We start from the raw sequence: 13,046 nt of genomic DNA, 5'->3' as shown, positions 1-13,046 counted from the left end.
GATGCCCGGCATGATCGAGGGGCACAGCCATTTGTTCCTGTATCCCTATGACCAGACGCCGTGGGACGACCAGGTGCTCAAGGAACCTGAGGCGCTGCGCACCGCCCGCGCCGTGGTGGCGGCACGGGCGACATTGCTGGCCGGTTTCACCACCGTGCGCGACTTGGGGACCGAGGGCGCCGGCACTGCCGATGCCGGGCTGAAAATGGCGATCGAGCGCGGCATCGTGCCGGGGCCGCGCATGATCATCGCCACCCGCGCCCTTGTCGCGCCGGGCAGCTATGGTCCCAAGGGCCATGCCGCGCCGGTGCCGCAGGGTGCCGAGGAAGCCGATGGACCAGCGCTGGTCACTGCCCTGCGCCGGCAGATTGGTGCAGGCGCAGACGTGGTCAAAATCTATGCCGACTACCGCTGGGGCCGGGGCGAGCCGAGCCGGCCGACATTTTCGCAGGCCGAATTGACCGCTGCGGTTGGCGCTGCCCATGATGCCGGGCGGCAGGTGACCGTCCATGCCAGCACGCCCGAAGCCATGACACGCGCCGTGATGGCCGGGGTCGATGCCATCGAGCATGGCAGCGAAGGCGATGCCAAGGTCTTTGCCCTTATGGCGGCGCGCGGCACCGTGCTGTGCCCCACTTTGGCCGCCGGCGACGCCATCGCGCGGTATCGCGGCTGGAACGGCGCGGAACCGGCGCCGCAGGACGTGCTGGATGACCGCAAGGCATTTGCGCTGGCGCTGAAGGCCGGCGTGAAAATGTGCATGGGCGGCGATGTCGGCGTGTTCGCGCACGGCGACAACGCCCGGGAAATGCGGCTGATGGCGGCACATGGCATGACGAATATCGCAGTGCTTCACGCCGCCACCGCCGGCAATGCGCGGTATTTTGCGCTTGGCGACCGTGGCCGCATCGCGTCGGGGATGCTCGCGGATATCGCCGTGGTGGCCGGCGACCCGGTAGCGGACATCGGCGCTGTCAGCCGGATCGTGCTGGTGATGAAGGGCGGCGCAGTGGTGACGCAGCCCTGAGCGCCGGCTTGATCAGCGGTTTGATCAGCGGCAGAAAATCGCTAGAGCCGCCGCCATGGATGCATTCAACGACCGAACCTCGACCTTGACGCTGCTCGCGACCCGCCGGTCAGGCAAGGCGCGCGACATGGATGCACCGGGGCCGAATGCAGCGCAGCTTGATGCTATGCTTGGCGCTGCGATTCGCGTGCCGGACCATGGTAAGCTCAATCCGTGGCGCTTTGTCGTCATCGAACGCCGGGCGGCTTTTGCCGAAGCGTTGCTGGCTGCCTATCTGACCGACAAGCCTGACGCAGGCCGGCTGGAGCGCGAGGCCGTGACACAATTTGCCAGCTTTGCACCCTGCCTGATTGCCGTGCTGCACACCCCGCGCGAATCGCATATTCCGCTGTGGGAGCAGGAACTGAGCACCGGCGCTGCCATCCAGAATCTGATGCTGGCAGCCCATGCACAGGGCTTTGTCGCCAATTGGTTGACCGGCTGGGCGGCCTATTCGCCCGCCGTGCTGGCGCTGCTGGGCACCGCGCCGGAGCGGATTGCCGGGTTCATTTTCATCGGGCGCCAGGCCAAGCCGCTGGAAGAACGGCCCCGGCCCGCAGCGGACGCCGTCATCGCCCGCTGGTAGCGCCGAGATCGATTCGGCTGGCAATTACGCGGCAAAGGCCCGGGACAAACAGGACGCACATTACCGGCAATCGACGTCTCCCATGCCGGATTTGCTGATCTGGCAGCGGGCGCCGCCGCGCACGGTGACATCGCCAACACCCGAAACGCGCACAATCGCTGTGCCTGTCCCAAAGGCGGCAATATCGCCGGCGCCCGAAACAGACAGGTCCAGGGTTTGCGCCTTCAGGGCGCTCAGGGTGATGTCGCCAGCGCCGGACACCCGGGCCTTGACCGACCCGGCCGTGCCGACAGCCGTGATGTCGCCGGCACCCGACACGGTGAAGTCGGCCACATTCGCCTTCAAACTGGGCAGCGACATGTTGCCGGCGCCCGAAACCCTGGCCGTGAACTGCGGCGTGTCGATGCGGTCAACCGTGACGTTGCCCGCGCCCGATACGGTGCCGCCAGTCAGCATCGGCACGGTCACGGCGATGGTCGCCTTGCCCTTCTGGCTGCCCCAGGAGCGCCAGCCGGACTTGTTGCTCAGGACCAGTGTGTCACCTTCGACGGCCACGACCAGCCGTTCGATCGCGCTGGCATCGCCGGTTGCCTGCGCTGATGCAGCCTTGCCGGTATTGACGACGACATTAACGCTGCCGCGCGCATCGATGCGCTGGAAACTGCCCACGGGGAAATTGCGCGTTTCAGCCTGGGCCGTGCTTGCGGCGAGAATTATGCCGATCGCTGCTGCAATGCTGTGTTTCACGCCCGTCTCCTGCCAATGTGTATTATTTACATAATACGCTAAGAGGCGCGGCGCAAGCCTTGTCTCAGCCAGCCGAGCGGGACAGGCGCAGGATGTTCAGCTCGATGACAAAGAAGCAGACGATCCAGAGCACCGAATCATAAAAATCGAGCAGCTTGCCCTGCACGCCGAACAGTATCGCGCATACCAGCGTGGCGGCATAAAGCAGCGCGCGCATGACTCCGACAGGCCGGCTGGCACCGATGCGCGGCACAAGGATATCCAGCCAGAGCAGCAGCGCAATCAGCAGCCAGGCCGACGCATTGATGATTTCGAGCCAGTCGATTTCGGCGATGTAATGGCCAAGCGCATAAAGCGCACAGGCATAGCCGACGAGTTCGATTGCCAGCGACCAACCAATGACCGAGGCAGAACGCGCGGCGCGGCTATCCCATTCGAGCCCGGCAAGGATGATCACCCAGCCGATCTGGTCGACGGCCTTGTGCGGGACAAGCGCGTCGTCTGCCATGAAGAATATCAGGATGTTGAGCAGCAGCAGCGCATAGACCAGCCCCTTGAAGGCAGGAAACAGGCTGGCGAGGCGGGCAGCCAGCGGTGCGGGCGCGCTCATGGGCAAACGGTCGGGCGCGGCAAAGGATATGGTGAAGGGCGCGGCCCGGCCAGCCAGATGGCCAGACGGACTGCGCCCTTGCATGGCATCAGGCAGCCTTGAGGACCTGTTCGATTTTCTGCTGGGCGGCGGGCTCGTCGATGTTTTCCATCGCGGCGAGTTCGCGGGCCAGGCGGCCGATGGCGGCTTCGTAGATCTGCCGTTCGGAATAGCTTTGTTCCGGCTGATCCTCGGCGCGGTGAAGATCGCGTACCACTTCGGCGATGCTGACAAGGTCGCCGGAGTTGATCTTGGCTTCGTATTCCTGGGCGCGGCGCGACCACATGGTGCGCTTGATGCGCGGCTTGCCCTTCAGCGTGGTCAGCGCTTCGTTCAGCGTGGCCTGGCTCGACAGTTTGCGCATGCCGACACCTTCGGCCTTGCCGACAGGGACGCGCAGGGTCATGCGCTCTTTCTCGAAGCGCAGGACAAAGAGATCGAGGACCGTGCCGGCGATTTCGGAGCGCTGGATCTCTACGACCCGGCCAACGCCATGCTTGGGGTAAACCACATAATCACCGACTTCAAAACCGAGTGGCTTGGCAGTTGCCATGGGGCTGCGTTCCTTTGCTTTTGCGCCGCAGGATGACGCAGGCTGCCCCGGTGCACAGCAAGGCACCGGGTCCACACGTCAACACACGGAACAATCCTGTCTCTTGCGACCTCTGGCGTGCCGCCCGCCTGACAGGGAGCGTTTTTCGCGGCACAACCGGCGAACGAGCCGGCGGCATGGCGCCACCGTCACATTGTTGTCATAGCAGGAAAATGCAGCGTTTGCCAGTTGTGCCGGGCGAAACTGGCGCCAGAATGCGCGGATTCAGCACAAAACGGGCCAGAACATGCCCACAAGTGGCCGCGCCGGCACCCGAATCGGGCATCAGGCGCGGCGTTTCGTCACCCCTGGTGCCGTATCAGGAACCTTCGCCGGGTGTGGCGGTGAAATACTTGTCGTACTTGCCCTCTTCGCCCTTGTGCGAATCGGCATCGTCGGGGCTTTCGCCCTTGACGGTGATGTTGGGCCATTGCGCCGAGAAGGTGGCGTTCAGTTCCATCCACTTTTCAAGGCCGCCCTCGGTGTCGGGCAAAATGGCTTCTGCCGGGCATTCCGGCTCGCAGACGCCGCAATCGATGCATTCGTTCGGGTTGATGACGACCATCGTCTCGCCTTCGTAAAAGCAATCGACCGGGCAGACTTCGATACAGTCCATATACTTGCACTTGATGCATGCTTCAGTGACGACGTAGGCCATAAATCTCCCCCGAAAAGCGGCGTGATACCGCCTTGTCGAAATTTGGTTGCCCCTGCTGCTAACCGGGCGTCCGTGCCGCCGTCAATGCCCTGCGGCGTTCATCCCCGTCATGGCAGGGGGCCCGCCGCGCAGCAAGGGCGTCAGATCGGTGTACAGTTGCAGCGCCTCCGCATAGGGACCGCGCCGATCAGCGACGCCTTCGACGCGGACGACGACGATGTCATCGCCGCGCGGATAGCTGATGACTGCCCCGGCCCGCACCAGGGCCGAAGCGCGTTCGACAACTCGGCCATCGATTCGCAAACGTCGGCTTTCGCATAGGTCCTGGGCCTGTGATCGTGATTTGGCGAGACGCGCAAACCACAGCCATTTGTCGAGCCTGAGCCCTGCCCCGAAGACCAAATGCTACCTGCCTTTCATGCCTGCAAGGATGGCGAAGGGCGACGGCGCCAGCGTCCTTGCATCGCTGGCATCCCCCCGTGATTTCTGCGCGCCTGGCATCAGTGCGCCCAAAGTCTGTCCGCCCGGCCGCGCGCGCATGGCCTGCGGCCTGGGCTTGCCGCTCCAGGCGAACAGTTGATTGCCATCGACAAGTTGCAGCCGGCACCCCAGCGCCCGCATCAGCCGCGCCAGCCCCTCGCGGCCGAGCCCGACCGATGCTGCCCAATTGGGATCGGGAATGAACGGTGTGCGTCCGTCGCGGCGTTCGTGAATCTGCCGCGCCAGACGGTCGGCCATGTCGATGCGCACCGCCTGCTCGCCGATGCGCCAATAGCCGCACACTTCGAGAAAACCCGGCGGGTGCGCGTCATCGGCCAAGATGCTGACACGGCCCGGCGCCGGCAATTCGGGCAGGTCGGCAATGTCCTGCGCGACAGCCCAGAGCGCCACGCGCCAACGCGTCGGTTCGGGCCGCAACAGCACCGGCAAGAACACGTGCGCAGTGCCCAGCCGCACGCCGGCGCGGGCCAGCGCCTGGCGGTCGCCCTTCAGCAGCCCTGCAAGCTGGACATCGGCGACCTCGCGGCGCATCGCCCCCAGGTTTTCGACCAGTTGTACCACCAGGCCGCGCGCGGCCGGCGACAGGGTCTCGCGCGCCGCCGTCAGGCGCACCAGCGGACCAAGCGCGCCTGCGACGGCAGACACGATCCAGGCATCGAGGCGCGCCTGGATACGGCGGCGATCCTCGGCCGCAAGGACCGCAACAGCGCGGTCAAGTTCGACGCGCGGGCCAAGCGCATCGCGGCCCTTGCGCAGTTTGGCAACGCGGGCGCCGCGCCACGTCAGGCGCGGCGGCATGCGCCCCGCAAAGTCCAGCGCGAAATCGCTGTCGGGCGCCGCGATCAGCGCAGCACCCCGGCGGGACATTTCCTTCACGAGATAGCGTTCGGCCGCTGCCAGCAACAGGCGCTGTTCGCCGGCGCGGGCCAGCGGATCGGCTGTGAAGCGGAAGCCGTCCAGCCGGCCGATGACTTCACCGCCCACCGCGACGCTGCCATCAGGATCGATTTCGACGGGCTGCTCGCCGCCGCGCGCACCCAGATCCTTGAGCAGCACGGCCGTGCGCCGGTCGACGAACCGCTGCGTCAGCGCGCCGTGCAAGGCATCGGACAGGCGGTCCTCCACGCCGCGGGTGCGCATCGCCCATTCTGCGGGGTTTGCCAGCCAATCGGGCCGGTGGGCGATATACGTCCAGGTGCGGGCGCCCGCGATGCGGTCGGCAAGCGTCTCGACATCGCCGCTCAGCCGGTCGAGATGCGCCAGTTCCGAGGCAATCCAGGCTTCGGGCAAAAAGCAATCGCCTTCGGAAATGTGGCGGAACAACCGTGCCACCAGCCGGGCATGGGCCTCGGCACCGGTCTTGCGGTAATCGGGCAGGCCGCAGGCGGCCCAGAGCCGGGCGACACCGCGCGGGCCGCGTACCCGCTCCATCACCCATGGCTCGCCGACCAGCTGCTTGAGCACGGCCAGATCGATGGCATCATCGGACCGCAGCAGTTCCGGCCGGGTCGGCCGCGCCTCCAGCGATGTCACCAGCCTGGCCAGCGAGCCGAAATCCGGCGCCGGGTTGCGCCAGACCAATTGCGTCAACGGCTCGAACCTGTGCCCTTCCAGTCCTTCGATTTCCTCAGGCGCAAAGGCACAGCTTTCGGTGGCGCCAAGTTGCACCGTTCCGAACGTGCCGTCCTTTTGATACCGCCCGGCGCGGCCGGCGATCTGCGCCATTTCACTCAAGCTCAGGCGGCGCTGGCGGCGGCCATCGAATTTGCCCAGACCGGCAAATGCGACATGGGCGATGTCCATGTTGAGGCCCATGCCGATGGCGTCGGTGGCGACGAGATAATCCACCTCGCCGGACTGGTACATCGCCACCTGGGCATTGCGGGTGCGCGGGGACAACGACCCCATGACCACGGCAGCACCGCCCTTTTGTCGGCGCAGCATTTCGGCGATGGCATAGACTTCGGCGGCGGTGAAGGCGACGATGGCAGTGCGGCGCGGCAGCCGCGACAGCTTTTTCGGCCCGGCGTAGCTGAGCGTCGAAAAGCGTGGCCGCGTGACGATTTCGGCGTCGGGGATGAGCTTGCGGATCAATGGCTTCAGCGTTTCCGAACCCAGGATCATGGTTTCGGCATAACCGCGCGCATGCAAAAGCCTGTCGGTGAACACATGTCCACGCTCGGGATCGGCGGCGACCTGGCCTTCGTCGATCGCGACAAAGGCCACGTCGCGGTCGGTTGGCATCGCTTCGACCGTGCAGAGAAAATAGCGCGCGCCCTCGGGCACGATCTTTTCTTCGCCGGTGATCAGCGCGACGTGCTTTTCCCCCTTGAGCGCGACGACACGTTCATACACCTCGCGGGCCAGCAGGCGCAGCGGGAACCCCATGATGCCGCTGGCGTGGCCGCACATGCGCTCGACTGCCAGATGGGTCTTGCCGGTGTTGGTGGGGCCAAGGACGGCCGTGATGGTGGCGCCGCCGGGGCCACTACGGGCAGGGAGGAACGAACGCTGCGTCACCCGCATGTTCTGGGGCTGGAGGATGACAGGGACAAGAGCAGCGAAAGGGGGGGCGACAAAGCCCCGCAGCCGCAATCGAAACCACACTGCCGGCTCATCGCAATCCTTCGCGTTGTGTCAGCTTGACGTGGAATCTGACACGGCGGCGGGCCATGTGCAAGCGGTCATGCGGCCAAATCGCTTCGTCCCGGAAATAGTGGCAGTGGCCGTGACGCGATTGACACACAAGGGATAGCGATTCATGCCTGTAGCCGGGCACGTCTTTTATCAGGCGATGTCTGGGCCTGCTGTCGGGGCAAGGCCCTTGTTCGCGTGTGCGTCCAATGTTCGGACTTGGGGGAACACCTTGTATCAGCCGCAGTTCCAAACGGCACTGGCAGGCGGCACTTCCGCGTTGGACGTTGGCGCGTCCGTGTTGGACGTTGGCGCTGGCACGCGGCCTGGTGGCGGCGCGTCCAGGAAACGCGCCTCTGCGCGATCGCGGTTGCTGTCGCCCGAGGGGCGCCGAGAATTGCGCGCAGCTTTGCGGCAGCAGCTTGCCGACGACTGGCGCGCGCTGCGGGCGCGCGCCGCGCTTGGCGAGCTTGCCGTTGACCTGGGGCATGACATCGGCAGCCGGCAATGGTGGTACGGCGCGGTCGGCTGTACCGGCCTGATCGCCATGGCACTGGCGCTGGGTAGCCGCGTCGAACCGATCCGCACCATTGCGCCGCCGGCTCTGACGCCTGCCCAGCATGATCTGGCCCGCATCAACGCCATCGGGCCGCTGGCACGCGGCGGTGTCACCGGCGCCGTGCCGCGCGCCAATCCGCGCATGCTGGCACCGCTGGCCGAAGCGCCGGAGCGCCCGCGCCTGGAATTGTCCGCCGAAGTCGGCGGCGCCGGCTTTGCTGCGGCGCTGCGGCGATCCGGCGTCAGCGCCAGCGACATGGGCGCCGTGAACAGCTTGTTGCGCGGGGTCGCCGACACCGGCCGGCTGGCACGCGGCACCGACATCGATCTGGTACTTGGCCGCCGCGAATCCAGAAGCGTGCCGCGCCCGCTCGACCGGCTGGCCTTTCGCGCCGCCTTTGACCTGCGGGTGGAACTGACCCGTGTCGATGGCGCGCTGACGCTGAAGCGTGTTCCCATTGCAGTCGATTCAACGCCGCTGCGAGTCACCGGTTCCGTCGGCGGCAACCTGCAACGGGCCTTGCGTTCGGCCGGCATTCCGGCGCGGCTGGTCGGCGATTTCACCCGCATCATGGGCTATGTCGTCGATTTCCAACGCGGCGTCGGCAAGGCCGACAGGTTCGACATCATCGTCGAGCAGGACAGGGCTGAAACCGGCGAAGTCCGCCATGGCAGCCTGTTGTTTGCATCGCTCGCGCGGCGCGGCAAGGCACCGATCGAAGTCGGCCGGCTGATGCAGGGCGGCCATGCCGAATATTTCAAGTCCGACGGCGAAGGCGCCCGGCGTGGCCTGATGAAAACTCCGGTCGATGGCGCGCGGCTGACCAGCGGCTTCGGCATGCGTTTCCATCCGCTGCTGTCCTATTCGCGCATGCACCAGGGCGTGGATTTCGGCGCGCCGCATGGCGCACCGATCATGGCTGCGGCCAGCGGCAATGTCAGCTTTGCCGGCAGACACGGCGGGCACGGCAATTACATCCAGCTGCGCCACACCAAGGAACTGGTGACGGCCTATGCCCATCTGTCGCGCTTTGCCGTCAAGAACGGACAGCGCGTCGTGCAGGGCCAGGTCATCGGCTATGTCGGGTCCACCGGCATGTCCACGGGGCCGCACCTGCACTACGAAGTGTGGCTGCGCGGCCGGCCGGCCAATCCGGTGTCGCTGAAGTTCATCGGTGGCAGCCAGTTGACCGGCCGCGCCCTGAACCAGTTCATGGCCCAGATGAACCGCTGGCGGGCCGTGCCGGCCACCGGCAGCGCGCCGGCTGCAACCAGGATTGCCTCTGGATTTGCCCCCGACTCTGCCAATGCCGCTGACAAACGCCGTGGGCGTGCCTGAAATCGGTGCATGATACAGAAGGCACGAATCAGCCGGAAACCCGACATGATTCCGCCACCTTGGCAGGGCATGTTGGCGCGATGATATGCGGTGTCCGGTCATGAACGGCATGTTGCTTGCCGCGATGCTGATCGCCGCAGGGGCGGCGCCCGTGCCGCTGCGCCCGGTGGCGCCGGTCGTCAGCGCCAGCTGGTCGAACGAGGCCGCGCGTGATGCCGCTGGCGAAGCGCGGGATGTGGTCCGCATCGCCGGCATCGTGCGCGGCATGACTGTCGCTGACATCGGCGCCGGCGGCGGCTATTACACCATGCGCGTGGCGCCGCTGCTCGGCCCGCGCGGGCGGCTGCTGGCGCAGGACATCGACCCGCGCACGCTGCAATTGCTCGAACGCCGGGTCCGCAAGGCGCGGCTGCACAATGTCCAGTTCCTGATCGGCAACGGCGCCAATGCCCGGTTGCCGATCGCCAGCACCGATGTGGCGCTGATGGTGCACATGTATCACGAGATCGCGCAGCCCTATCTGCTGCTGGAACGCCTGCGGCCCAGCCTGAAGCCGGGCGGGCGCATTGTCATCGTCGATCTGGACCGCCCTTCCGAGGATCACGGCATGCCCAAGGCGCTGCTGACCTGCGAAGTGCGCACCATGGGTTATGATCTCGTCAGCCTGACCGATATCACCCAAGGCTATGTCGCGGTGTTCAAGCCCGGCAAGCGACCGGACCCGGCCAGCGTGCGCGCCTGCAGGGGATGATACAGGCTGCCGCATGGACGGCGGCGCAGCAGCGTGACAGGCGGGCACGATGACGATGCATCCGATTCCCGTGGCCGTGCTGGGCTATGGCCTGGCGGGCCTTGTGCCGTTTCTGGCGCCGCCGGTGATTGCCATGCTGGTGCCGGCCTGGGCGCCGATGCTGATGCTGGTCGTCACCGGCTATGCCGCGCTTATCCTGTCGTTTCTGGGCGGGGCGCGCTGGGGGCTTGAGGTGGCGGGGCCACAGCCACGGCTGGTCATCATCACGCTGGCAATGGTGCCGACGCTGGCGGCGCTCGCGGTGCTGTTTCTGGCACCGTCGGGCGCGCCGCAGTTGCTGGCGCTGGCGGCGTGTCTGGCGGCGCATCTGTTGTGGGACGCGACTGCTGCCGGCCTGCCCGGCTGGTATCCCCGGCTGCGCGCCATATTAACGGCAGGTGCATTGACGGGGCTGGGCGCGATGGCAGCGATTGCCGCCTGATCAGCGGCTCCAGCGTGCGAAGATGGCGGTGGGCAGCAGCAGGCCTCGTTTTTCCTCGCGAATGGCCATGTCGCCGGCTTCGACGGTGCCGCCGCTGCCAGCCATTTCCTGTTCCATCAACGCAAGACAGGCCAGCGCCGACATGCGGATGGCATAGACCGTCAGCACGCAAAAGCTGGCATCATCGGCAAGCAATTGCCGCGCCAGGCTGACCAATTCGGGAAGATCGCGCTCAAGCTGCCAGATCTCGCCGTCCGGTCCCCGGCCATATTTGGGCGGATCGAGCAGGATGCCGTGATATTTGCTGCCGCGCCGCACTTCGCGCCGCAGGAATTTCAGCGCGTCATCGACCAGCCAGCGCACCGGCGCTTCAGCCAGCCCTGACAAGGCGGCGTTGTCACGGGCGGCGGCAACCGCTTTTTTGCTGGCATCGACATGGGTCACGTCCGCGCCCGCAGCGGCGGCGACCAGGCTGCCGACGCCGGTGTATCCGAACATGTTGAGGACGCGGTGGCCGGGGCGGATGCGGCCCGCCATCCAGTCCCATTGCGCCGCCATGTCGGGGAAAAAGCCCAGGTGGCGGAACGGCGTGTTGAAGGCGTGGAAGCGTATTGTCCCCCCTTGTATCGTCCCGCGCGTCATTGGCCAGCGCGCCGGCACCTTTGCGTCCAATTGCCAGCGGCCGCCGCCTTCTTCATCGCTGCCGCCGACAAATTCGCCGTCGGCCTGCCAGTCGGGGCTGGCGGGCTGCCACATGGCCTGCGGTTCGGGCCGGATGAAGCGCAGGCCGCCATAACGCTCATATTTGCGGCCGCAGCCCGAATCGAGCAGCGCAAAGTCCGCCCATGGTTCGGTAATCAGGACGCTGAGTGTCGTCACGCGGCGCGGGACAGTTTCTGGCTGCCGATTTCAGCGCGAGCCGGCGGGCCGGACAGCATTGCGGCGCCGGCAGCGCGGGCAGCATCGACCGTGACAGCGTTGATTCGTGCGACGATTTCGGCCGGCGGCACGAATCGCCCATGCACCATCAGGCTGCGCGCCAGATAATCGCCCTGCCCCTGCGGGCCTTCGAGCGCCATCATGAGAGCGGCAATGGCCTGGGCGCGGGCACGGGCCAGTTCGGCTGGTTCCAACCCGGCGGCGGTGTCGGCCAGCACCTTGGCAATCAGGTCGCGGGCGCGGGCGGCATCCTTGCGCGCTGTGGCGGCGTGGACGCTGAGCAGGCCGGTGTCGGCATAGGGTTGCAGGGCCGCGCTGATGGCATAGGCCAAGCCGCGTTCCTCGCGCACTTCCTGGAACAGGCGGGACGACATGCCGCCGCCTGCCGCCAGCGTGAACAGCGCGGCAGCGTCGTGCATCGGATCATGATGGCCAGGCGCCGGATAGCCCGAGGTCAACTGCGCCTGTTCGGTGCGGCGCGAATCATGAAACTGCCCCGCCGAAAAGGTTGCGGGCGCCAGCGCGGCGCGGGGGGCGGCAGCGCGCGCCGGGAACAGCGCATCTGCAAGCCGAAGCACGTCGTCGTGATCGACCTTGCCGCTGACCACCAGCGTCAGTCCGGCGGCGGCATAATGGTCGGATTGCCAGCCACGCAGATCATCTGCGGTGATGCGCGCGAGGCTGGCCTCGTCGCCAAGGATGGAACGGCCCAGCGGCTGGCCGGGGAAAGCCGCTTCCTGGAGATGGTCGAACACGATGTCGTCGGGCGTATCGCGCGCTTCGCCCAGTTCCTGCAGCACGACGTCCTTTTCGCGGGCCAGGTCATCGGCGTCGAAGCGTGGCCGGCTGACCAGATCGGCAATGATGTCGATGCCCAGCGGCAAATCGGCGGCAAGCATGCGGGCGTGGAACACCGTGGCATCGCGGCTGGTCCAAGCGTTCAATTGCCCGCCGACATCTTCCATCTGCTCGGCTATGGCGCGGGCCGAACGCTGCTGCGTGCCCTTGAACACCATGTGTTCGAACAGATGGGCAAGGCCGTTCACCGGCGCTGCCTCGCTACGCGCGCCGGCATCGGCGTGCAGCGCAATCGACACGGTTTCGGCGCCAGGCGTCGCCCATGTGGCAACGCGCAGGCCGCCCGCGCCGTGTTCGATCCGGGGCAAGGGCGCCGTCACGTGTGCGTCCGCTGCGCTACATAGGCTTCGATTGCGGCCAGATCGGCGGGCAGCACGTCAAAAGCTTCGGCGCGAGTAAACAGATTGCCAAGCCGGGCCGGCAGCGTCGGGCGGCGGCCCGTGGCGCGCTCGACGGCATCGCGGAATTTGGCGGGGTGCGCGGTCGCCAGCGTCACCATCGGGGCATCGCCGGGTTCGGCCAACGCAGCCGCCAGCCCGATGGCCGTGTGCGGATCGATCAACATCCCGCAGCGGTCCTGCGCCCAGCGCATTGCGCCGGACATGCCGGCATTGTCGATGCGCGCCGATGAAAACAGCGCATGAGCTCCCGCGAGCTGGTCAGTGGGGATGGCCATGCGCCTGGTTT

The 13,046-nt window shown here is 66.5% G+C and carries 13 protein-coding genes and 1 pseudogene; 5 read left to right on the top strand and 9 right to left on the bottom strand.

Translation table 11 applies throughout. From position 1 onward, the window contains the following. Together RMQ73_RS12155 and RMQ73_RS12150 are read left to right on the top strand one after the other, a co-directional pair. The coding region (locus tag RMQ73_RS12155; RefSeq protein WP_310498522.1) for an amidohydrolase family protein at window positions 1–1,027 on the top strand (1,027 nt) is incomplete at its 5' end. A 55-nt stretch (window positions 1,028–1,082) separates the two neighbouring features. Next, window positions 1,083–1,652 (top strand): nitroreductase, encoded by a 570-nt coding sequence (locus RMQ73_RS12150; RefSeq protein WP_310498520.1) that lies wholly within the window; start codon window positions 1,083–1,085, stop codon window positions 1,650–1,652. 60 nt (window positions 1,653–1,712) lie between these two features. On the opposite strand, the gene RMQ73_RS12145 is transcribed toward RMQ73_RS12150, so the two are convergent. The 6 genes from RMQ73_RS12145 to RMQ73_RS12120 form a co-directional block, all read right to left on the bottom strand. Beyond that, the gene (locus RMQ73_RS12145) at window positions 1,713–2,399 is read right to left on the bottom strand and encodes a head GIN domain-containing protein (RefSeq protein WP_310498519.1); all 687 of its coding nucleotides are present in this window, start codon (window positions 2,397–2,399) and stop codon (window positions 1,713–1,715) included. Between the two features lie 64 nt (window positions 2,400–2,463). Beyond that, window positions 2,464–3,009 carry a hypothetical protein gene (locus tag RMQ73_RS12140; RefSeq protein WP_310498518.1) on the bottom strand — a complete coding sequence of 182 codons (546 nt, stop codon included), beginning with the start codon at window positions 3,007–3,009 and terminating at the stop codon, window positions 2,464–2,466. Window positions 3,010–3,097: 88 nt separating this feature from the next. Further along, window positions 3,098–3,601, bottom strand: a complete 504-nt coding sequence (locus RMQ73_RS12135; protein WP_310498517.1) for a CarD family transcriptional regulator — start codon at window positions 3,599–3,601, stop codon at window positions 3,098–3,100. A 358-nt stretch (window positions 3,602–3,959) separates the two neighbouring features. After that, a complete protein-coding gene (gene fdxA, locus RMQ73_RS12130; protein ID WP_310498516.1) occupies window positions 3,960–4,298 on the bottom strand; it encodes a ferredoxin FdxA in 339 nt (112 codons plus the stop codon). An 81-nt stretch (window positions 4,299–4,379) separates the two neighbouring features. Then, entirely contained in the window at window positions 4,380–4,700 is a 321-nt protein-coding gene (locus tag RMQ73_RS12125; protein WP_310498515.1) for an RNA-binding S4 domain-containing protein, read from the bottom strand. Between the two features lie 3 nt (window positions 4,701–4,703). Beyond that, on the bottom strand, window positions 4,704–7,325 hold the full coding sequence (locus RMQ73_RS12120) for a helicase-related protein (protein ID WP_310498514.1): 2,622 nt from the start codon (window positions 7,323–7,325) through the stop codon (window positions 4,704–4,706). A gap of 505 nt (window positions 7,326–7,830) precedes the next feature. Here RMQ73_RS12120 and RMQ73_RS12115 point away from each other — a divergent pair. The 3 genes from RMQ73_RS12115 to RMQ73_RS12105 all read left to right on the top strand — a co-directional run bounded on the left by RMQ73_RS12115 (window position 7,831) and on the right by RMQ73_RS12105 (window position 10,562). Next, complete coding sequence (locus RMQ73_RS12115) at window positions 7,831–9,330, top strand: M23 family metallopeptidase (RefSeq protein ID WP_310498512.1); 1,500 nt, start codon at window positions 7,831–7,833, stop codon at window positions 9,328–9,330. 100 nt (window positions 9,331–9,430) lie between these two features. Beyond that, window positions 9,431–10,081: a methyltransferase domain-containing protein gene (locus tag RMQ73_RS12110; RefSeq protein WP_310498511.1), complete on the top strand. Its 651-nt coding sequence runs from the start codon at window positions 9,431–9,433 to the stop codon at window positions 10,079–10,081. A gap of 49 nt (window positions 10,082–10,130) precedes the next feature. Beyond that, window positions 10,131–10,562, top strand: a complete 432-nt coding sequence (locus RMQ73_RS12105; RefSeq protein WP_310498510.1) for a DUF3429 domain-containing protein — start codon at window positions 10,131–10,133, stop codon at window positions 10,560–10,562. Here RMQ73_RS12105 and RMQ73_RS12100 read toward each other — a convergent pair whose 3' ends face one another. From RMQ73_RS12100 to RMQ73_RS12090, 3 genes and pseudogenes are all read right to left on the bottom strand, one after another. Next, window positions 10,563–11,441: a class I SAM-dependent methyltransferase gene (locus RMQ73_RS12100; RefSeq protein WP_310498509.1), complete on the bottom strand. Its 879-nt coding sequence runs from the start codon at window positions 11,439–11,441 to the stop codon at window positions 10,563–10,565. After that, window positions 11,438–12,679, bottom strand: a complete 1,242-nt coding sequence (locus RMQ73_RS12095; protein WP_310498508.1) for a pitrilysin family protein — start codon at window positions 12,677–12,679, stop codon at window positions 11,438–11,440. Before RMQ73_RS12095 ends, RMQ73_RS12100 begins: the two co-directional genes overlap by 4 nt. Next, a pseudogene (locus tag RMQ73_RS12090) lies at window positions 12,676–13,046 on the bottom strand (threonine synthase); the annotation flags it as partial. The gene RMQ73_RS12095 and the pseudogene RMQ73_RS12090, both read right to left, overlap by 4 nt.

Origin of the sequence: Sandarakinorhabdus sp., assembly GCF_031430775.1 — a bacterium.
In the GTDB taxonomy this organism is placed as follows: Bacteria; Pseudomonadota; Alphaproteobacteria; order Sphingomonadales; family Sphingomonadaceae; genus Sandarakinorhabdus.
This window is presented reverse-complemented; position numbering and strand designations above follow the sequence as displayed.

Bases quoted from the DNA above. Each gene is read 5' to 3' on its own strand.
- RMQ73_RS12150 (WP_310498520.1), top strand. From the start codon at position 1,083: ATGGATGCATTCAACGACCGAACCTCGACCTTGACGCTGCTCGCGACC.
- RMQ73_RS12140 (WP_310498518.1), bottom strand. From the start codon at position 3,009: ATGAGCGCGCCCGCACCGCTGGCTGCCCGCCTCGCCAGCCTGTTTCCT.
- RMQ73_RS12135 (WP_310498517.1), bottom strand. From the start codon at position 3,601: ATGGCAACTGCCAAGCCACTCGGTTTTGAAGTCGGTGATTATGTGGTT.
- fdxA (WP_310498516.1), bottom strand. From the start codon at position 4,298: ATGGCCTACGTCGTCACTGAAGCATGCATCAAGTGCAAGTATATGGAC.
- RMQ73_RS12120 (WP_310498514.1), bottom strand. From the start codon at position 7,325: ATGCGGGTGACGCAGCGTTCGTTCCTCCCTGCCCGTAGTGGCCCCGGC.
- RMQ73_RS12110 (WP_310498511.1), top strand. From the start codon at position 9,431: ATGAACGGCATGTTGCTTGCCGCGATGCTGATCGCCGCAGGGGCGGCG.
- RMQ73_RS12105 (WP_310498510.1), top strand. From the start codon at position 10,131: ATGACGATGCATCCGATTCCCGTGGCCGTGCTGGGCTATGGCCTGGCG.